The sequence below is a fragment of the Mesorhizobium sp. AA22 genome, assembly GCF_001672375.2.
Classification (GTDB): domain Bacteria; phylum Pseudomonadota; class Alphaproteobacteria; order Rhizobiales; family Rhizobiaceae; genus Mesorhizobium; species Mesorhizobium wenxiniae.
In genome coordinates this window covers 890,102-909,912 of sequence record NZ_CP048406.1, presented here as the reverse complement: position 1 = coordinate 909,912, position 19,811 = coordinate 890,102, and the positions used below count along the sequence as shown (strand labels likewise).

20 protein-coding genes are annotated in these 19,811 nt (G+C 64.1%); 7 read left to right on the top strand and 13 right to left on the bottom strand.

The window, feature by feature from the left end; all coding sequences use genetic code 11:
- Positions 1 to 208 precede the first annotated feature (208 nt).
- From A9K68_RS04285 to A9K68_RS04270, 4 genes are all read left to right on the top strand, one after another.
- Positions 209 to 1,243: an aspartate-semialdehyde dehydrogenase gene (locus A9K68_RS04285; protein WP_065007298.1), complete on the top strand. Its 1,035-nt coding sequence runs from the start codon at positions 209 to 211 to the stop codon at positions 1,241 to 1,243.
- A 322-nt stretch (positions 1,244 to 1,565) separates the two neighbouring features.
- Positions 1,566 to 2,471, top strand: a complete 906-nt coding sequence (locus A9K68_RS04280) for a bestrophin family ion channel (protein WP_065007299.1) — start codon at positions 1,566 to 1,568, stop codon at positions 2,469 to 2,471.
- Positions 2,472 to 2,602: 131 nt separating this feature from the next.
- The gene (locus tag A9K68_RS04275; RefSeq protein WP_065007300.1) at positions 2,603 to 3,013 is read left to right on the top strand and encodes a DoxX family protein; all 411 of its coding nucleotides are present in this window, start codon (positions 2,603 to 2,605) and stop codon (positions 3,011 to 3,013) included.
- Between the two features lie 153 nt (positions 3,014 to 3,166).
- Positions 3,167 to 3,430, top strand: coding sequence for a YMGG-like glycine zipper-containing protein (locus A9K68_RS04270; protein WP_065007301.1), 264 nt, complete (start codon positions 3,167 to 3,169; stop codon positions 3,428 to 3,430).
- 68 nt (positions 3,431 to 3,498) lie between these two features.
- Here A9K68_RS04270 and rpsP read toward each other — a convergent pair whose 3' ends face one another.
- The 7 genes from rpsP to A9K68_RS04235 form a co-directional block, all read right to left on the bottom strand.
- Complete coding sequence (gene rpsP, locus A9K68_RS04265) at positions 3,499 to 3,900, bottom strand: 30S ribosomal protein S16 (protein ID WP_065007302.1); 402 nt, start codon at positions 3,898 to 3,900, stop codon at positions 3,499 to 3,501.
- A 44-nt stretch (positions 3,901 to 3,944) separates the two neighbouring features.
- Positions 3,945 to 4,271 carry a chorismate mutase gene (locus A9K68_RS04260; protein WP_065007303.1) on the bottom strand — a complete coding sequence of 109 codons (327 nt, stop codon included), beginning with the start codon at positions 4,269 to 4,271 and terminating at the stop codon, positions 3,945 to 3,947.
- Positions 4,272 to 4,278: 7 nt separating this feature from the next.
- Positions 4,279 to 5,898, bottom strand: coding sequence for a signal recognition particle protein (gene ffh, locus A9K68_RS04255; protein ID WP_065007304.1), 1,620 nt, complete (start codon positions 5,896 to 5,898; stop codon positions 4,279 to 4,281).
- A 308-nt stretch (positions 5,899 to 6,206) separates the two neighbouring features.
- The gene (locus tag A9K68_RS04250; RefSeq protein ID WP_065007305.1) at positions 6,207 to 7,172 is read right to left on the bottom strand and encodes a type II CAAX endopeptidase family protein; all 966 of its coding nucleotides are present in this window, start codon (positions 7,170 to 7,172) and stop codon (positions 6,207 to 6,209) included.
- 203 nt (positions 7,173 to 7,375) lie between these two features.
- Positions 7,376 to 7,975, bottom strand: a complete 600-nt coding sequence (locus tag A9K68_RS04245) for a DUF1236 domain-containing protein (protein ID WP_065007306.1) — start codon at positions 7,973 to 7,975, stop codon at positions 7,376 to 7,378.
- Between the two features lie 63 nt (positions 7,976 to 8,038).
- On the bottom strand, positions 8,039 to 9,130 hold the full coding sequence (locus A9K68_RS04240; protein ID WP_065007307.1) for a putative zinc-binding metallopeptidase: 1,092 nt from the start codon (positions 9,128 to 9,130) through the stop codon (positions 8,039 to 8,041).
- A gap of 100 nt (positions 9,131 to 9,230) precedes the next feature.
- Entirely contained in the window at positions 9,231 to 10,478 is a 1,248-nt protein-coding gene (locus tag A9K68_RS04235) for an NAD(P)/FAD-dependent oxidoreductase (RefSeq protein WP_065007308.1), read from the bottom strand.
- 265 nt (positions 10,479 to 10,743) lie between these two features.
- Between A9K68_RS04235 and A9K68_RS04230 the strand changes: the two genes are divergently transcribed.
- On the top strand, positions 10,744 to 11,538 hold the full coding sequence (locus A9K68_RS04230) for a lytic transglycosylase domain-containing protein (protein WP_065007309.1): 795 nt from the start codon (positions 10,744 to 10,746) through the stop codon (positions 11,536 to 11,538).
- A gap of 117 nt (positions 11,539 to 11,655) precedes the next feature.
- Here A9K68_RS04230 and A9K68_RS04225 read toward each other — a convergent pair whose 3' ends face one another.
- Together A9K68_RS04225 and leuD are read right to left on the bottom strand one after the other, a co-directional pair.
- Positions 11,656 to 12,582 (bottom strand): hypothetical protein, encoded by a 927-nt coding sequence (locus A9K68_RS04225; protein ID WP_065007310.1) that lies wholly within the window; start codon positions 12,580 to 12,582, stop codon positions 11,656 to 11,658.
- Positions 12,583 to 12,643: 61 nt separating this feature from the next.
- Complete coding sequence (gene leuD / locus A9K68_RS04220; RefSeq protein ID WP_065007311.1) at positions 12,644 to 13,249, bottom strand: 3-isopropylmalate dehydratase small subunit; 606 nt, start codon at positions 13,247 to 13,249, stop codon at positions 12,644 to 12,646.
- Positions 13,250 to 13,402: 153 nt separating this feature from the next.
- Between leuD and A9K68_RS04215 the strand changes: the two genes are divergently transcribed.
- Together A9K68_RS04215 and A9K68_RS04210 are read left to right on the top strand one after the other, a co-directional pair.
- Positions 13,403 to 13,828, top strand: a complete 426-nt coding sequence (locus A9K68_RS04215) for a GNAT family N-acetyltransferase (RefSeq protein ID WP_065007312.1) — start codon at positions 13,403 to 13,405, stop codon at positions 13,826 to 13,828.
- Between the two features lie 158 nt (positions 13,829 to 13,986).
- Positions 13,987 to 14,775: a DUF72 domain-containing protein gene (locus tag A9K68_RS04210; RefSeq protein WP_348640703.1), complete on the top strand. Its 789-nt coding sequence runs from the start codon at positions 13,987 to 13,989 to the stop codon at positions 14,773 to 14,775.
- Here A9K68_RS04210 and A9K68_RS04205 read toward each other — a convergent pair.
- The 4 genes from A9K68_RS04205 to A9K68_RS04190 form a co-directional block, all read right to left on the bottom strand.
- On the bottom strand, positions 14,694 to 15,860 hold the full coding sequence (locus tag A9K68_RS04205) for an FAD-binding oxidoreductase (protein ID WP_065007314.1): 1,167 nt from the start codon (positions 15,858 to 15,860) through the stop codon (positions 14,694 to 14,696). The genes A9K68_RS04210 and A9K68_RS04205 overlap by 82 nt on opposite strands.
- 61 nt (positions 15,861 to 15,921) lie before the next feature.
- Complete coding sequence (locus A9K68_RS04200; protein WP_163603103.1) at positions 15,922 to 17,424, bottom strand: HAMP domain-containing sensor histidine kinase; 1,503 nt, start codon at positions 17,422 to 17,424, stop codon at positions 15,922 to 15,924.
- A gap of 59 nt (positions 17,425 to 17,483) precedes the next feature.
- Entirely contained in the window at positions 17,484 to 18,179 is a 696-nt protein-coding gene (locus A9K68_RS04195; protein ID WP_065007316.1) for a response regulator transcription factor, read from the bottom strand.
- Positions 18,180 to 18,182: 3 nt separating this feature from the next.
- A complete protein-coding gene (locus tag A9K68_RS04190) occupies positions 18,183 to 19,730 on the bottom strand; it encodes a DUF4173 domain-containing protein (protein WP_065007317.1) in 1,548 nt (515 codons plus the stop codon).
- Positions 19,731 to 19,811 lie beyond the last annotated feature (81 nt).

Genomic DNA, 19,811 nt, shown 5'->3' with positions numbered 1-19,811 from the left:
ATTCGACCTCCCCGGCCGCAATGCGAACCATTGGGCCGGGCGTGTCGGCGCGTCTCCTCGTTCCAGCAAAACTACGGCTAAAACGACCACTAAAACGGTCTGATTCCCTTGGCCTAACCACCCTCTCCCGGGTCCGGCCCGGGGGTTGAAACCCGCATCGGTCGGCGGGTTTTCTCCAAAAACCGAGCGGAGAGGACAGGAGATTTCGATGAGTTTCAAGGTTGCAATCGTCGGCGCCACGGGCAATGTCGGCCGGGAAATGCTCAACATACTGGAAGAGCGCGGCTTTCCGGTGAGCGAGGTGGTGGCGCTGGCCTCGCGGCGCAGCCAGGGCACGGAAGTGTCGTTCGGCGACCGCACGCTGAAGGTCAGGGCGCTCGACCAATATGATTTTTCCGACACCGACATCTGCATCATGTCGGCCGGCGGCAATGTCTCGAAGGAATGGTCGCCGAAGATCGGCAAGCAGGGCTGCGTCGTCATCGATAATTCGTCGGCCTTCCGCTACGACCAGGACGTGCCGCTGATCGTGCCGGAAGTGAACCCGGACGCGATTTCGCTGTTCACGCGCAAGAACATCATCGCCAACCCGAACTGCTCGACCGCGCAGCTGGTCGTGGCGCTGAAGCCGCTGCACGACTTCGCCACCATCAAGCGCGTCGTCGTCGCCACCTACCAGTCGGTATCCGGCGCCGGCAAGGAAGGCATGGACGAATTGTTCACGCAGACGCGGGCCGTGTTCGTCGCCGACCAGGTCGACGTCAAGAAATTCACCAAGCGCATTGCCTTCAACGTCATCCCGCATATCGACGTCTTCCTCGACGACGGCTTCACCAAGGAAGAGTGGAAGATGGTCGCCGAGACCAAGAAGATGCTCGATCCCAAGATCAAGCTGACGGCGACCTGCGTGCGCGTGCCGGTGTTCATTGGCCATTCGGAAGCCGTCAACATCGAGTTCGAAAAGCCGATCACCGCCGACGACGCGCGGGAAATTCTCCGGGATGCCCCCGGCTGCCAGGTTCTCGACAAGCGTGAGGACGGCGGCTACATCACGCCGCTGGACTCGGCCGGCGAAGATGCCACATTCATTTCGCGCATCCGCGAGGATTCGACCGTCGACAACGGCCTGTCGATGTGGATTGTCTCCGACAATCTGCGCAAGGGCGCGGCACTCAACGCGGTGCAGATCGCGGAGCTGCTGATCGAGCGCGGGCTGATCCAGCCGAAGAAAAAGGCGGCATAGTTATCGCTCACGGGCCGTATCGCCGCTGCCGCGGCGGGCCCTCCGCGGGGGCGCCGGACAACCGGCGGCCCGCGGTCGCGGGCTCGGCCTCCGGCCGTTAGCTCCCTTCTCCCCGTTCACGGGGAGAAGGTGCCGGCAGGGGGATGGGGGGCGGCACCGGCGTCTCAGTTAGATCACATCGGGCCGGCACCGCCTCTGGCTCTGCTCTACCCTCAAACCGGCAAGACGACATCGCCATGTCGCTGGCGGCTGGGCTTGCGGGTGTATTGCATCGCACAATGGAGCCGATCAGGATCATTGCCGGTCCGTGAAAGGGGTTTCGATGATCGTTCGCCCGCGCCCGGGATTCCTGCATCTGTTCTTCATCATGCGCGGCTCGGTGGTGCCGCGCATCCTGCCGCAGATCTTCGGCTTCGGTGTCTATGGCGCGCTGGTGGTGCTGGCGGTCGGGGCGCTGAAGCTCGACTTCGGCGATGCCGGCCCCGCGCCGTTTGCCTTACTCGGTGTGGCGCTGTCCATCTATCTCGGTTTCCGCAACAATGCCGCCTATGACCGCTGGTGGGAAGCGCGCAAGCTGTGGGGCCAGCTTGTCTTCGACATTCGCAATCTGGCGCGCGCCAGCACCGGGCTGATCGAGGATCGCATCGAACTGCGCGGGATGTTGATGGAGGCGATCGCCTTCTGCCACTTCCTGCGCGGCCTGCTTCGGCGGGTGGACGCAACATCGGACGCACGCGCGTTCATCGGCGAAGAGGCCGAAAGTGCCGCCAAGCTGGCCAACCCGCCCGACGCCATGGTGCGGCGGATGGGCGAGCGAGCCGCCGCGCTGTACAGGGCCGGCTCGATCGACGTCATGGGGTACCGCATCCTCGACGAGCGCCTGTCGCAAATCGCCGCAGCGCAGGCCGGTTGCGAGCGCATCATGGGAACACCGCTTCCGTTTGCCTACACGCTGCTCCTGCAGCGCACCGCCTATATCTTCTGCCTGCTGCTGCCGTTTGGGCTCGCCTCGACTGCCGGCTGGGCGACGCCGCTGTTCACGGCGCTGATCGCCTACACCTTCTTCGGCCTCGACGCGCTCTCGGAGGAACTCGAGGACCCGTTCGGCACCGAGGCCAACGACCTCGCCCTCGACGGCCTGTGCCGCGTTTGTGAAATCTCGGTGTTCGAATCGCTCGGCGAGCCGCCGCCAAAAATGATCCCCGCCGAAAAATACTATTTCTCCTAGGGTTTGTTCCCAAGGTCCTGGCAGCGCTGTGCGCTCAAAAGGCCGTAGGCGTGTCGGATCGCCGCCTCACGCCGCGTCCTTGGTTCGACCCTGGCGAAGAGCGGCCAGCGCTTGAAACAACCGGAGGACCAATGACCATGTCTCAAACTGCATCCGTCACGCCGGGCGCGCTGTGGACCGGCCGCGGGCTCAGCGCCCTCATCGTGCTGTTCATGATCTTCGACGGCCTCATCAAGCTGCCGCCGCTCGATATCGTTACCCAGACCATGGTGCAGCTCGGCTGGCCGGCCGATCCCGATGCCTCGCGCATGCTCGGCATCATCGGACTGGTCTCGACCGCGCTCTATGCGGTGCCGCGCACCTCGGTGCTCGGCGCCATCCTGCTCACCGCCTACCTCGGTGGCGCCATCGCGACGCATATACGTATCGGCAGCCCGCTGTTTTCGCACACACTGTTCGGCGTCTATCTCGGTTTCATCTTGTGGGGCGGCCTTTTCCTGCGCAATCCCAGGGTGCGCGCGCTGATCCCGTTCAGCCGATAGTGGCGGCTTCAAAAGCCGTTCGATGGCGGTCGCGTCGCCGGAGAGGGCGCGGTCTGCCGCCGCCCTTCTCCTTTGTCTTCGGATCAAATCGCCTGGTTGCGAGTTAGAAGATGTGGCGGCGAGGACGGAAAAACCCGTTTGAGAGGAACGACAATGAAGAAACTGGTAGTCCTGATGATATTGGCAACCTCGCTCGCAGCCTGTTCCCGGACCGAACAGGGCGCGGCGGTCGGTGGCTTGGGTGGCGCTGCTGTCGGCGCCGCAGTGGCCGATGACGACGTTGAAGGGGCGGTGATCGGTGGTGCTGTCGGCGCCCTCGCCGGCGCACTGATCGGTCGTGCCACCGAACCCGGACGGTGCCGCTATCGCGGTCGCGATGGGCGCGTCTACATCGCTCGCTGCCCTGAAGGCTATTGATCATAAGTCGGACGGAACAGCAAAACGGCGGACAAAGCGCCCGCCGTTCATAGGGGATAGAAAGCGAATTATTCGGCGGTCGCGGCTTCCGCCTCGGCCGGCGCGCCTGCCGCGGCGGCAACAGCGGCGGCTGCATCGTCCTGCGCCTTCTTCAGAAGTGCGGCGCGTTCCTGCGCCTTCTTGCCGGGCTCGGCCTTCTTCGGATTGGAGCGGGCCTCACGCTTGGCAATGCCGGCCTCGTCGAGGAAGCGCAGCACGCGGTCGGTCGGCTGGGCGCCGTGCGAGAGCCAATGCTTGACGCGGTCGGCGTCGACCTTGACGCGCTCGCCATCCTTGGGCAGCAGCGGGTTCCACGAGCCGAGCGACTCGATGAAACGGCCGTCGCGCGGCGAACGGGCGTCGGCGACGACGACGTGGTAATAGGGGCGCTTCTTCGAGCCCGCACGGGCCAGCCGGATTTTCAATGGCATTTCTTTTCTCCTAAAACTCTGATTTCCGGGTTTACGGCTGGTCCTCAGCCGGTTTTCGTTACGCCGTTGGATGCGGCGATGTGCTCATGATGTCGGATCACTTCGCGGACAACGAAGTTCAGGAATTTCTCCGCGAAATCCGGGTCGAGATGGGCATCCTTCGCCAGTTGGCGAAGGCGGGCGATCTGCTGCTGCTCGCGTGCCGGATCGGCCGGCGGCAGGCCATGCGACGCCTTCAGCTCGCCGACCGCCTTGGTGCAGCGGAAACGCTCGGCCAGCATGTAGATGAGCGCTGCGTCGATGTTGTCGATCGAGGCGCGGTAGTCGACCAGCGCCGCACGTGCGTCGGCCATGTCCTTTTCTTCGTTCATGGCGCCCTCACTTCTTCTTGCCAAGGCCGGGAAGCCCGCCACCGCCCAAGCCAGGAAGCTTCATGCCGCCGGGCAGCCCGGGCAGGCCGCCACCCCCACTGGGAGGGCCACCGGGCAGGCCCTTCATGCCGCCGAGACCGGCTGCCTGCGCCTGCTTCTGCAAGGCTTCGAGCTGCTTGGGGTCCATCTTGGACAGATCCGGCATGCCGCCGCCCATCATGCCGCCTGGGCCACCCATGCCTCCCATACCCCCTGGCATCATGCCGCCGAGGCCCATCTTCTGCGCCAGACCGCCCATCATGCCGCGCATCAGGCCACCGCCTTTGCCCTTGCCGCCCATCGCCTTCATCATGTCGGCCATGCCGCGGTGCATCTTCAGGAGCTTGTTGATCTCGGCCGCATCGGTGCCGGAGCCGGCGGCAATGCGCTTCTTGCGCGAGTGCTTCAGAATATCGGGGTTGGCGCGCTCGGCCTTGGTCATCGATGATATGATGGCGAGCTGGCGGCCGAACATCTTGTCGTCGAGACCGGCGGCGGCCATCTGGTCCTTCATCTTGCCCATGCCCGGCATCATCCCCATGATGCCGCCCATGCCGCCCATCTTCGACATCTGCTGAAGCTGGCCGGCAAGGTCGTTCAGGTCGAATTTGCCCGACTGCATCTTCTTGGCCATCGCCGCCGCCTGCTCGGCGTCGATGTTTTCGGCAGCCTTTTCGACGAGGCTGATGATGTCGCCCATGCCGAGGATGCGGTCGGCGATGCGCTTGGGATGGAATTCCTCCAGCCCGTCCATTTTCTCGCCGGTGCCGATCAGCTTGATCGGTTTGCCGGTGACGGCGCGCATGGAAAGTGCTGCACCACCACGGCCATCACCGTCCATGCGGGTCAGCACCAGCCCGGTGATGCCGACGCGCTCATCGAAGCTTTTCGCCAGATTGACGGCGTCCTGGCCGGTCAGCGAATCGGCGACCAAAAGGATTTCGTGCGGCGACGACATTTTCTTGATGTCGGCCATCTCGACCATCAGCGGCTCGTCGATATGGGTGCGGCCGGCGGTGTCGAGGATGACGACGTCATGGCCGCCGAGCTTTGCTGCCTGCACGGCGCGGCGGGCGATGTCGACCGGCATCTGGCCCTCGACGATCGGCAGCGTGGCGACCTTGACCTGTTCGCCGAGCTGACGGAGCTGCTCCTGCGCGGCGGGACGCCGCGTGTCGAGCGAGGCCATCAGGACCTTCTTGTTCTGGCGTTCCTTGAGGCGCTTGGCGATCTTGGCCGATGTCGTGGTCTTGCCGGAGCCCTGCAGGCCGACCATCATGATGACGACCGGAGCCGGCGCATTGAGGTCGATGGCGACGCCCTCGGCGCCCAGCATCTCGACCAACTCGTCATGGACGATCTTGACGACCATCTGGCCGGGCTTGATCGACTTCAGCACGGCGGCGCCGACGGCCTTCTCGCGTACCTTGTCGGTGAAGGAACGCACCACTTCCAGCGCAACGTCGGCCTCGAGCAGCGCACGGCGCACCTCGCGCAGCGCCGCCGAGACGTCGGCCTCGGACAGGGCACCGCGGCCGGTGAGGCCGTTCAGGATCGAACCAAGACGCTCTTGCAGCGATTCAAACATTCTTTTTCCTTTTCCCTGGCACCCGGATGATGCCCGAGAAGTAATGCGTTCGCGCCCAGTGTCCAAGTAAAGCCCAAAGCCAAAAAGCACCCGGGGGCGCACAGCGCTGCCGGATGTTGGCCTCCAGGATCGATTTACAGCACGTCACCTCAAAGAGGCTTCGGCGTCCCGGTCGGCTTGCTCGGAGGGATACTCGTCGCGGAATTCGCGGCGTGTAGACAGGAAATCGGTCGCGGAGTCAAGGCGCGGGCCGAATACGCTGAACCGGGCCGGTTCGGTTTATGGCAGCACCACCGGCGTGATGCGCATCAGCTTGGGCCGCCGGGGTACGAAATATCCGGCTCGACCTTCAGCGGCGAGCGCGGATGCAGCAGCAGCAGAACAGTCAACAGGCTACAGACGATGCCGATCGCCGCGATGAGGACGGCATCAAGCGTCGTCCAGCCGGGGCCTTCGAGCGGCTTGGCGTTGAACAGGGCGAAGGAATTGTAGCTTTGCTGATGCGAAATCAGCAGGAAACCGGTCAGATTGTTGCCGAGATGGGCGCCGAATGCCGCGCCGAGATTGCCCGTGGCATAGACCACAAGCGTCAGGAGCAGCGCAAAAGCGGCGATCGAGGCCAGCACGCAGGCGTTGATGGCGGCCGTCGAACTTGGGCTCCAATGCATCGAAGTGAACAGAAGTCCTGGCAGCAGCGCCCAGATGAAGGGGTTTTGAAACCGGTGGGCCAGGCCCCTCAGGAGATAGCCGCGAAACAGCACCTCTTCGGACGAGGTCTGCAGCAAGGTCAGCGCAGCGATCGGGATCAGGAACAGCAGCCAGGACGACAGGCCGATCGCGCCGCGCGCAATCTCGGGCTGCAGGAGATAGAGCAGAATCTCGGAGAGCAGCGATGTGATCAACACCGCGGCCAATCCCCTAAGAAATCCCGAGCGCGAAACGCGGCGGCTGGTACCGATCAACGCCGTCAGTGGCTCGCGATGGACCCAGCGCATGGCAGCCCACAGGCCGAGCCAGACCCCGGCAAAGGAGGCGAGCGCGGCGAGGATCCCGGCGGGCGAGGCCATGAAATTCTGCACCGCCCCTCCTTCCATCGGGGCGCCAGACGATGCCTGCCAGATAACAAAAACATAGGCGCCGCCGAACAGCACGGCGATGGTTGTCGCGACCCAGAACAGGACGACGATCGCCGTTCCGAGCAGGAGCCGCGGCAGGGTCGTCTTGGCGTTGGGAGTATGCCGGTAGCGCTCGAAGGCGGCAGGGTCTGATATCACGCGGGCTCCTTGCCTGATGCATGGGGTCGCATGGTCTAGAGCATCGGACCCGAAAGTGGAACCGGTTTTGGGAAAATCCGACGCTCGAACAAAAGGCTGGAGCGGCGGGCACGCCGCTCCAGCACAAAACTCAGGTTAACGATATCGGACAGAGGCGGCCGCCGTCGGCTCGTGCCGGGCGGCCGCCTGATTGCTCGCTGATGTCAGCGCTCGACGTACATGATGCGTCGGGTGCCGGGATCGACCAGTGCCGGCTGACCGTTCACATAGACATAGCGGTAGTCGTAGTCCGGAATCTCGCGCAACTCGACGGTATCGGGCAAGGTCGCGCCGGTAACCACCTCGCCCTCGAGATAGACCGGGTCGACCCGGTTGGTCTCGATGTAGGTGCGGACCTCGGCCGGAGGCCGCCTGATCGGCTCGATCGGCTCGCCAGCGACGATCGCTCCGGTATAGACGTCGGGATCGTCGACGTCGGCGGGCGCTTCGACGATGGTAATGTCTGCGTCGGCCGGGCGCCGGGTCAGGACGACCTCGTTGCCGCCGAAATCGGCCGTCACATAGTCGGAATAAATCCAGCCCTGGCCATTGGCCTCGGCTATGGTGCACCATTTGCTGTTTTGGATGCAGCCCTCAAGCGTTGCCGACTGGCCGGCGGCGAGCACGCCGATGACCGGGTATTGCGGGCCGGGGCCGGCTCGAATGTTGAGATCGGCGACAGCCGAGACAGCGGTATCGGCCAAGGCTGTACCCGACATCGCGACAAGCGCTCCGGCGACAGCAGGAAACAGTATGCGGTTCATGGTTTCGCTCCGTTTTGATGGTCCCTCACGAACGAAAACGAAACAGGGCTTCATGCGTTCCGGCTAAAACGCCTCGGCCGGCTCACGTTTTGTTCCGGTTTCTTTCACGTCAGCCAGCAGTTCATGGACGAAGGCCAGCTTCCGTGCTGTCACCTCCGAGATGACAAAGGGATAAAGGTCCGGCAGGCCCATGCAGCGGTTGATCGAGTTGGACGCTTCCGACAGCACCAGCCAGCGGGCCAGGATCTTTTCGAACGGTTCGGGAACGGCGGCAGGTTCCCACGGCGCCGGTTGCAGTTCGCCGCCGGTGTCGCTGCGCGACAGCTCGTTGGCCTCTACCGTTTCCAGTCGGCCGAGCGGGAAATTCAGTGCATGCACCATCTCCAGCGTATCGGTGATGTGCAGGTGGTGTGCCCATGTCTCGGCCCAGTCCTCCCAGGGATGAGACGTGGCATAGGCGGAAATGTGGTCCTGCTGCCAGTCGGGCACAGCACCTTCGGCATGGTAGGTCTTCAGCGCCTGCTCGTAATCGATGCGCTCGTCGCCGAACAATGCGCGGAAGGCGGCAAGCCGTTGCGGGTCGTCGCGGATCAGGCGGTCCCAGTAATAGTGGCCGAGCTCGTGGCGGAAATGCCCGAGCAACGTACGGTAGTTCTCGCCCATCTCGACGCGCCGTCTTTCGCGCTCGGCCGAGTCCGCCTCGGCGACATTCAGTGTGATCAGGCCGTTGTCATGGCCGGTCAGGATGCGCGCGCCCCCTGGGCCGCCGATCGGATCGGCGAGGAAGTCGAAGGCGAGGCCGGCCTCGTCGCCGGCGTTCCGCTTGGGTACGACCGGCAGTCCGGCGGCGAGCAGCGAATAGATTGCCCGTTTCTTAGCCGCTTCGACGCGGATCCAGCGACGGCGGTTGCCATCGACCGAAAGGTCCGGGATCAACTGGTTCAGCTCGCAGGCGCGGCAGAAGGCATGGCCAGGTTCCGCCATCCAGTTGCAGGCGCACTCGTCGGCATTGGTGCACTGGAAAACGCCGCCGGCGCCGGACAACACGAAGCCCGCATGCTCGGGATCGTACAGCACGGGGCTGGCGCAGTTCAGGCACTGGGCGTTCTCGAAATAGAGGCGGTGGCCGCAATGCGGGCAAGCGAAGAGCTTCATCCCAATCTCAAATCATCAGGTCTCAAATCATCAGGTCCGGATATAGTGCGGAGCGGCATATCGCCCAAACGCCTGTCGGCGGCCGGCGTTCCTGCCAATGCTATTTTGCCGCTAGCTGGGCGGCGACCGTTCTCGCCACCGCCTCGCCCGACAGCCTGGCGCCGCCGCAGGTCTGCATCAGCGGACCGGCCAGATGCTCGCCGGCGAAGAAGATTTTTTCCGCCACCGGCTGCATCAGCGTGGCGCGCGCCTGCGAACGGCCGGGGCGGGCCGCCGCATAGGCGCCGCGCACGAACCGCTCGCCGCCCCAATTGGTCATCATGGCGCGCCCGACATGTTTTCGCACGTCGCCGCCGAATATAGCGCGCAGCCGGTCGACGACGAAGTCGACGCCCGCCGCCTCGCCCGCCGCCGACATCTCCCAGGCGAAATCGCCGCCGACGAAGCCGACCATCAGGTCGAGGTCGAAGGGAAAGCAAAGGAAGTAGATGTCGTGCCTGGCCAGCCGCTCGATCAGCAGGTCGTCGAAGGGCGCCAGCCCGAGCCTTGTGCCCCTGATTTCGACCGGCAGCTTGGTCAGCATGCCCATCGGCAGGTCGAAGAAGGCAGCGAAATGTGTGTCGGGCAGCGCCGGCGAGAATTCGATCTCCTCGAAGGCGAGCACCGCCGGCGAGGCGGTGACGATGGCCGCCTTGGCGCGGATGGTGCCGCGATCGGTGACGCAGGCGACGCCAGGCACGTCCCAGAGGATTTTCCGCACCGGCGTCGACAGCTCGACGGGCACGTCGGCGCCGGAACGGGCGACCAGTGCGCCGAACCCCTCCTTGGTGAAATAGTTCGGATCGAGATCGGCGGCGGCCTGAAAGTCGCGGATCGAGATCTCGTCCTCGTCGGCGCCGAAGTCCATTGGCCCGGCAAAGGTGGCGGCGGCGCGCGGCGCATGGCCTTTGGCGAGCAACGCCGAAAGACGGTCGTCGTCGCCAACCTTGACCTCATGCGCCGCCAGAAGCTCGAACAGCCTGCTATCGGCCGCTTTCATCGCGGCCTCTTCGTCCTCGCTCGCCTTTCGATTGCGATAATAGAGATGATCGACATTCATGTCGTGATGGTGAAGCGTCCAGCGGGCAGCTTGCGCCTCCGGAAAGTAGGGATTGCGGTCGGCCGCGTGCAGCCAGGCGCAGCCGATATCGAAAGGAATGCCGAAATGCTGATCGCTGGTCCAGGCGCGGCCGCCGATACGGTTCATCGCTTCGAACAGCTTGAAGGAAAGGCCGGCCGAACGCAGGGTCTTGGCGGCGGAAAGTCCCGCCGAACCGGCGCCGATGACCACGACGTCAACGTCTTCCATGAATATTTTAGCCCCCGCCACAATAATTACTTGATCGTAAGCAAGTTCTCCGGCATTCGCCAGCGCTGCGGCGAGGATGCGTAAACGAGTTCTTAGCGCGGCGGCTCGAAAATCGGTTCCGATTCTCGGAAAGCACGATGCGCAGATTGTAAAGTGCTGGAGCGTACTGCGTCCACGTGGGCGCACGTCACTCCAACAGTGACAAGCGGGCGTTTCGCTGGCAAATTCGTATTCGGGACAAGATCCAGGCAACCAGGAGAGCAACATGGCATTTTTTGCCAAGGGAAAGATTTTCGCGGCGGCGGCATCGATGATGCTTGCGGCGGCAACAGGCGCACAGGCCGCCCAATGCGGCAATACGGGCGCGGGCTTCGAAGCGTGGAAGGCAGAGTTCGCGCAGGAAGCAAAGGCCAGCGGTGTAGGCTCGAAGGGTCTGGCCGCTCTGGCTCGCGCGACCTACGCAACAAAGACGATCGGCGTCGACCGCGCCATCCATAAGGCTTTCAGCGGCTCGGTGGAAAATTTCATGAAGCGCCGTGGCGCGTCCACCATCATTTCCAAGGGCCGTTCGCTGAAGAAGTCGAACGCGGCGCTGTTCGGCAAGATCGAACGGACCTATGGCGTGTCGCCGGGTGTGTTGCTCGCCATCTGGGGTATGGAAACCGGCTTCGGTTCCTACTTGGGCAAGCAGAATACGGTCTCCGCCATTTTAACGCTAGCCTATGATTGCCGCCGCCCGGAGTTCTTCTACCCGCATGCTGTTGCAGCCCTGAAGCTGGTTGATAGCGGCGCTTTGAGCGCCTCGTCGGTCGGTGCCGCGCATGGCGAGATCGGCCACACGCAGTTCCTGCCGGGGAACGTTTTGACATATGGAGTTGGCAACAAAAATCTGCGCGACAAGGCCACTGCGTTGGCTTCCACCGCCAACTTCCTCAGAGGTCATGGTTGGCGGGCCGGCGCGAGCGCGCAGGCGAATATGGGCGCAATTGCTGGCTGGAATTCCGCGAGCGTCTATCAACAGGCCATCGCCCGCATGGCCACGGCGATCGATGGCGATTGATAGAAATCTCTGTTCGACGGAAAGCCCGGCCATGCGCCGGGCTTTTTTGTTGATGCTCCAAGGGTACGACAGCCGCCGCTCGGCCCCGCCTCGGGAACGAAGGCGCGAAGCAAGACGCTAATTCGGCGAGCCGAGCGCCTTGTCCCTCGCTTCCCTGACCTCGGCGGGCCACGTGTTCACAGCTGGCCACGCGTCCGGCTCGGGCTTGTCGCCCCGGCGGGCGAAATAGAGCTTGTGGTTGGCCGGATCGACCGCCATGAAGCCGTCATTGCCGCCGCAATCGTGCGGCACGCAGCCGCTGGCATAGAAGGCGCCCGAAGCGGTTTTCTCGGTGCCGCCGCCGACCAGCAGGCTGGTCGCCATCTCGGGCATCTCCTTGCCGAGCAGCGTCTCGGCCAGCCTGTAGACGGCTTCATTGTGGAAAGCGTCGACGACGTTGTCGTATTTCGACGGATCGACGTCTTTCCAGTCAGTGCCGGGCTCCGGCATATAGGTGAGATTGCCGGCAGTCGTCAGCCCGTCCGTCGGCGACCATTGCAGCGCCGGCTTGGAAACGCCCGGCAGCAGGTAGGGCACGAAATAGATCGCGCTGTCGGAGATCGCAGCCGGCGGTGCGCCGCATTCATCCTGCTCGACCGTGATGCTCTGGATGGTGCCGCCTTCTGGCTTCCAGACGATCACCTTGGCCGGGCCGCACTGGTTGCCGCCATCGCCGACATCGACCAGCGCGACGTTGACCGCGCCGACCTTGACGATCTTGTCGAAGGACACCTCGTAATTGCTGGCCAGCTGCTTGCCGTCATAGGCCAGCACCTTCTCGCCATACTCTTCCTGCTGGGAGATGGTCAGCTGCCCACTCTCGAACAAGACCGGTGCTTGGCTGTTATCGTCTGCTAGGGCCGCATTGCTCGACGCGCCCAGGTCGGCGGCCCCGGACGCATCGTCAGCCGGCACGAGCACCATGTCGGTCTGTGCATGCGCGCCAGCCACCGGCATCAGAATCCACGCCAGCGCGCAGGCGCCGGCAAGAAGCGAACGTGTCATGACTGTCCCTCCGTTCAGCCGACACGAACCCGGCCTGGCGCGGCCGGGTTCATCGTACCGTTCAGGCCCAGGGTCGCAACTCGGCGTTCTTCTTCTCGAACGAGGCGATGGCGTCGGCCTTCTCCATGGTCAGGCCGATATCGTCGAGCCCGTTGAGCAGGCAGTGCCGCTTGAAGTCGTCGAGGTCGAACTTGACCACGCCGCCGTCCGGTCCGCGGATTTCCTTGGCTTCGAGGTCGACCGACAGCGTTGCGTTGGAACCGCGCGAGGCGTCGTCCATCAGCTTCTCCAGATCCTCGGGGCTGACGGTGATCGGCAGGATGCCGTTTTTGAAGCAGTTGTTGTAGAAAATGTCGGCGAACGAGGTCGAGATGACGCAGCGTATGCCGAAATCGAGCAGCGCCCACGGCGCATGTTCGCGCGACGAGCCGCAGCCGAAATTGTCGCCGGCGACCAGGATCTGCGCCTTGCGATAGGCGGGCTTGTTGAGCACGAAGTCGGGGTTTTCCGAACCGTCGTCCTTGTAGCGCATTTCGGCAAACAGTCCGCTGCCGAGCCCGGTGCGCTTGATCGTCTTGAGATAATCCTTGGGAATAATCATGTCGGTGTCGACATTGACGATCGGCATCGGCGCGGCAACGCCGGTGAGCTTGGTGAATTTTTCCATGGTCTTTGCCCGTCTTCTTTTCTCTGCGGGGATGTGTTGGCGCCCGGTTTACACAAAGCTGCGGGCAAATAAAAGGCGGCTGTTTTCGGCTGGCCTTGGTCCTGGAGCATAGACGGCTTCAAAACCGCCGCCCTATGGTGCACCTTGGCCGGCATGACAACACGTCCCAAAGTTCTCTACGCCAGCGAACCGAGCCTCGACGCAGCCGAGTTCCGCCGGGTCCTGGTGGAATCCGGCCTCGGTGTCACTCGGCCTATCGATGACGACGTCCGTCTGAAGGCGATGCTTGCCAATGCCGATCTGGTGTTGACGGCGCGGCTCGATACGCCTGGCAAGCCGCTGATTGGCCTCGCCCGCGGCATCACCGACTTCTCGTGGGTGTGCTATATTTCCGAGCTCGCCGTCTGCAAATCGGCGCAAGGGCTCGGCATCGGCAAGGGCCTGCTCGACGAAGCGCGGCGGCAGCTCGGGCCATCCGTCGCCATGTCACTGATTTCCGTGCCCGACGCCGTCGGCTTCTACGAGCGGATCGGCATGAAGCGCATGTCCGACGCGTTCTGGTTCGCCCGCGAGCGCTGACGGACGCATTTTTCTGCCGGCGGGAGCCAAGCAGCGGCCGAGCACGCGGAATAGTGCTGACAGGTGAGCGCCGGCCGCATGGTCTCGGCCTAGTACCGCTCCCTTGACCTGCGCAGTGCCCTGTCCACATCTCCAGCATGGAAAAGCATCGATGCTTCGTGGGCACGGCCGGTTGGGGCATCCCGTCGCGCTACAAGGATCTTTTCCCGGGATCCGGGGCGCATCTCGAGCGTTACTCCGGCCGTCTTGCCGGCGTCGAAATCAATTCATCCTTTTATAAGCCGCACCGCCGTGAGACCTATGAGCGTTGGACGCATTCGGTCCCGGAAGATTTCCGCTTCTGCGTGAAGGTCCCCAGGGCCGTGACACACGAGCATCGGCTTGCCGACTGCGAAGACCTGATCGGGGCATTCCTCGGGCAGGCCGGAGGCCTAGGCCGGAAGCTCGCTGTGCTGCTAGTGCAGTTGCCACCCAGCCTGTCCTTCGAGCCGCGTGTCACCGAGGAGTTCTTCGGTTTGTTGCGAAAGCAAACCGGCTCGAAAATAGCTTGCGAGCCTCGTCATGCGAGCTGGTTCGAACAGGACGCCGATGCGCTTCTGACCGGCTTCCGTGTAGCGCGTGTGGCAGCCGATCCGGCTCGCGTTCCCGCTGCAGCCACGCCATCCGGCTGGCCGGGCCTCGTCTATTTCCGCCTGCATGGCGCGCCGCGTATTTATTACTCGGACTATGACACTGACAGCCTGATCGCGATCAGGCAGCGGCTGGATGCGGCGAGTGCGGCGGGCGCTGAGGTCTGGTGCATTTTCGACAACACGGTTAAGGGCCATGCGCTCGGCAACGCCCTTGCCATAGACGCGATGGCGCCTCAGATCACGTTCAATTCGCGAAACGCCCGCCCCTCTGCGACACGGCTGTACCCAAACGCCGCGCAATCCACCGTGCGGTAGCCGCCATGCACGATCAGCTCGGCCAGCGCCTTGCCGACCGCCGGCGCCTGCTGCAGGCCGTGGCCGGAAAAACCGTTGGCGAAGAGGAAATTTCTGACCTGCGGATGCGGGCCGATCACCGCGTTCTGGTCGAGCGTGTTGTAGTCGTAATGGCCGGCCCAGGCACGCGTCGGCTTGATCGCTTCGAAGGCGGGAATGCGGGTCGCCAGCACTGGCCAGATCACCTCTTCGAACAGCGGCCAGTCGGGCTCGAAATCGCCGGGATCGGCGGGGCCGTCGCCCTCTTGCGGCTCGGCGCCGCCGGTGATGTAGACCGAGCCTTCCGGCCTGACATAAATGCCGCTCGGATCGACCAGCAGCGGCATGTCGGCATATTTCTCGCGCGCCTCGAAGATGAAGACATTGCGCTTGCGCGGTTCCACCGGCAGTACCAGTCCGGCCATTGCAGAAACCTTGCCGGCATTCGGCCCGGCGGCGTTGACGACGATGCCGGCCTCGAGCCGCTCGCCATTGTCGAGGTTGACGCTGGTGATGCGGTCGCCCTGCCGCTCGATGCCGGTCACATCAGCGGTGACGAAATCGATGTTTTTCTCGCGCAGCGCCTTGCGGAACAGCATCAGCATCGCATGCGCGTCGAACCAGCCCTCGCCGCTGCGGCCATAGGCGCCCGCGGTGATGCCTTCGGCCGATAGCCATGGGAAGCGACGCACCAACGCATCCGCATCCTCAAGGACGATGTCGGCGCCTTCGGCGATCTGCGCCTCGTGGTTCGCCTTGAGGATCGGCAGTCCGTTCTCGCCGGCGAGGATGAGATAACCGCCTTCGCGAAAGCCGATATCGGCGTCGGCTCCAAACTCTTCCGTCAGCCGCCGGAACAGTTTCAGCGTGAACTGCGACAGGCGGATGTTCTCGGGAATTGAAAACTGCTGGCGGATGGAAGCACAGGACAGCGTCGTTGCCGCATGGGCGAATTGCGGGTCGCGCTCGACCAGCGCGATCGAACCGGAAAACCCTTCCTCGCGCAGATAATAGGCGATCGAGGAGCCAACGATGGCTCCGCCGATGATGACGACGTCGTAGCGCACTTTTTTGCGTCTCCAGTTCTAGAGCATGATCCCGAAAGCCGGTTCGGAATCAGGCTCCAATTCATACAGTCGGCAGGATGATCTCGAAGCGCGTGCCGCGCTCGGAGTCAACCAGGCGGATCGTGCCATCATGCGCTTTCAGGAGGGCCAGCACGATGCCGAGGCCCATGCCGGTGCCGCCTGCATCGCGGCGCGTGGTGAAGAACGGCTCGAATATTCGCCCCCGATTGCTGGGCGAAATGCCGGCGCCGTCGTCGCTCACCAGAATCGTCGCCTTGCCGCCCGCGCTCGCCGCCGTGATCGAAACGAGCGTTGCGCCATGGCGCGCCGAATTGTCGATGAGATTGGCGAGCACGATGGCCGCGTTCTCGGCCGACATGCGCAGGCGGCTATCGCCGCCTCCCTCGACACGGACCGCCAGCCTGTCCTCGGCCGGCAGCAGCGCCAGTGCGGCGCCAACCGACGTGCTTTCGCCGCCGGGCGCAAGATTTTCGGCGCGCGCCAGGTCGAGCAGACGGCGCACCAGAAGGTTGAGCCGTTCGGCATCGGTGACGATGTTGTTCGAAAACCGCCGCCGTTCGCCCTCATCCATGGCGCTGCCCGAATCGCGCAGCAGTTCGGCCGCCCCCTGGATCGCCGTCAGCGGCGATTTGAGCTCGTGCGAGACATGCGTAGCGAAGGTCTGGATGCTGTCCGAGCGCGCATGCAGCTTTTCGGCCATGTCGAGGAAGGCGTCGGAAAGCGCCGCCATCTCGCGCGTGCCGTGATGATCGAGCGGCCTGATCGCGTCGCGATCACCGGTCGCGATGCGCTTTGTCCGTTCCATCAGCGCGTAGATCGGTCGGCTGACGGTGCGCAGGAAGACCAGGCCGATAAGCAGCGTGCCGCCGAGGATGGCGATCGCCGCCAGCCCCACCTTGCCGCGCTCGCCATAGAGGTGCTTGACGATGTTGTTCGGCGTTCGCGACAGATAGACCACGCCGGCGACCTTGCCGGCGACCGCGACCGGCATCGCGACGAAGACGCGGACTCTCGTACCGCGGCTGACCGAATAGAGCGATGGTGGCGGCTCGTCGGAGATCCTCTGCCGGAGCGCGCTGGCATAGCGGCCGGCCAGCGCCTGGCGAACCTCCTCGACGGCGCCGAGCGACAGGCCGATCTCCTCGCGCCCGGCGATGACGACGCCTTTGGGGTCGAGCAGCCGAAAGCCGGCAAGCGTGGTTTTCTGCGTCTCGGCAAGAATGCCCGACAGCCGCGCGCCGATCGCCGCGACGGCTGGATCCGGGGCGGTCGCGGTGATGGCGGGCGGCCGGGCCGGCAGAACGTAGTCGGAGGCAAGATCGAGGCGCGGCTCGATCGGCCGGTAGCGAGAGTCCGGATCGGTGGCACTGTCGGCAGGCACGGCCGCGCCGAGCTTTTCGATGGCGACGCCGGCGTCGCGGACCTCTTGCGCATAGATGGCGCCAAGGGCCGCACCTTGCGCGATCAGCTCGGCCTCGGTCTGGCGGATCAGCTGGTTCTCGTAGAGCCGGAAGAAGAACAGGCCGACCAGCGGCAGCGCCATCACCATGATCAGGATGGCAACAACAATCGTGGCGAGGCGCGGCCGCCATTTATGCGCGGTCACGCGCCGCACCGGCCGAGCCGGAACCCGACGCCATGCACGGTCTCGATCGCATCCGTGCAGCCGGCCGCCGCCAGCTTGGCGCGGATGTTGCGGATATGGCTGTCGACGGTGCGGTCGGCGACATGGATGTTGGCGGCATAGGCATTGGCCATAACCATGTCGCGGCCGAGCACATGTGCTGGCCGCGCCAGAAACCCTTTCAGGATGGCGAATTCGATCGAGGTCAGCACCAGCGGCCTGCCGTCGAAGCTGGCCGCGTGGCTAGCCGGCAGCAAAGCCAGTCTGCCATGCGAGAATTGCCGGTCGTCGGTCTGTTCCGCCTTTGTCGGGCGGGCGCGCCGCAGGATGACCTTGACGCGTGCGACCAGTTCACGCGGGCTGAACGGCTTGGTGACATAGTCGTCGCCACCCATTTCGAGCCCGAGGATGCGGTCGATTTCTTCATCACGCGCGGACAGGAACAGCACCGGCACATCCGATGTATGCCGCAGCCGCCGGCAGACCTCCAGCCCATCCATCTCCGGCATGCCGATGTCGAGCACGACAAGATCGGGCGCGCGGCGCCCGATCGCCTGCAATGCGGCGGCGCCGTCCGATACGGCAACCGTCTTCATCCCCGCCTTTTCGAGCGCAAAGCAGATGATTTCGCGGATATGCGGATCATCGTCGGCGACAAGGATGTTGTGCGGCATGGATCAGCGGCCCGGCGCGAAGGGTTCGGAGCCCTGAGGAACCACGAACGGGATATATGTATCGAGAGTACGAAGTAGCCGCCAGTCGCGGAAGCTCCAGGCGCGCCAGTTTTCCTGGCCCGCGCGGTAGCGGGCCTGGTCCTGCCCAAGCAGACGGGCGAGTTGGCGGTACGAGGGAACGCTGGCCGCATTCGTCTCGGCCTGGTGCTCGAGGAAGCGATCAAGCGCCGGCCAGGCGCTGGGACCGAGCGAACGCAAATACCAGAAATCGAGCTTGGTGCCGCGGCCGGTCATTTCGAATGAGTGCTCGACATTGTAGTTGGCAATCAGCGCCGCGAAGTTGATGAAGGAGCAGGCATAGAGCGTCACCGAAAGCGTCAGAAGATTGGCGGAAAGCAGCCATTCATTGGATTTTTCGAGTGCGATGCGGGCGATGATCAGAGCAAGCCCCGTCGCCACCAGCCCCATCCAGAGGAAGGCGGCGACGCGCCAGTAGGTCAGCGCATAGATGCCGATATAGAGATCGAGCCGCAGGATCGACGAGATGACCAGCACGATGTTCTGCGCCACCCAGACATAGACCAGCCGGCGGATGAGCGGATCGCTGGAGGTAGCACTTCCCGGCCGCAACGCCGCCAGGACGAAGCCGGCGGCAAGCAGCGCCGTGACGATCAATGGATAGGCGCCGCGATGCGCATAGGCGGCGTAGGTCAGCCCGTCGGGAAGGGCGATGCCGCCCCACAGATAGGTGGCGTCGAGTGCGGTCTGCACCGCGAACAGGATGTTGAAGACGACCAGCGCGCGAAGGATGGCGGCCTTGCCGAAGACGATGTCCTCGATCGCCTTGGCGGGTTTTGTCGAAACCCCGAGGGGGATAGGCAATGCGAGATGTGCAATGCGGCGGAGAAAGCGCGGCAGGCGCGGGCGCAGAAAGACCCAGACGCCGGCAAGCACGACCAGCCAGAACGCCAGCCGTGGCAGTTGGATGAGGTCGAGCAGTGCGTGGAGATCGATCAGCGACAGCCAGTATTCGATAACCGGATTGGCGGCGCCGAACAGCGCGAGAAACACTGCGCCCAGGGTCAGCGGCATGATCCAGACGCCGATCGCCGCAAGGCGGATACGCCGCTGGCCAAGCCGCCGCGCCGCCTTGCGCCAGCGGAAGAAATCGTGGACGAACCGGAATGGTGCCGCGAGCAGGAAGAGCGCGACCTGGCCGGCAATGCGGGCAAGCCCAGGCCGCAGCCGGCCGACCAGCCAAAGCGCGAAGACGACCATCGCCGCCAGCCCGATCGCGACGGACAGCGCACTGACATTTTCAATGAGCGGCAGCAGCCCGACAAGCAGGGCGGCGAGTCCGAGCCACAGGCCGCGGGCGCTGAGCGCCGAGGGATGGATGGCCGCGACTGCGGCGGCAAGCGTAGTGCCGAACAGGAAAGGCGTGATGCCGACCGGCTGCCCGTAGAAGAAGAAATCGGCCAGCGCGGCAAGCAGGACCGCAACGCCGAATCGCGCGCAAAAGCTCGGAGCGGCGGTAAGTAACGATGTCATGATCGGACTTTCTCAGCGGCTTTGATCCGGGCGGCATACCGGGGCGGAGATTTGCGGATGAAGGGGAAGAGAGTAGCCGAA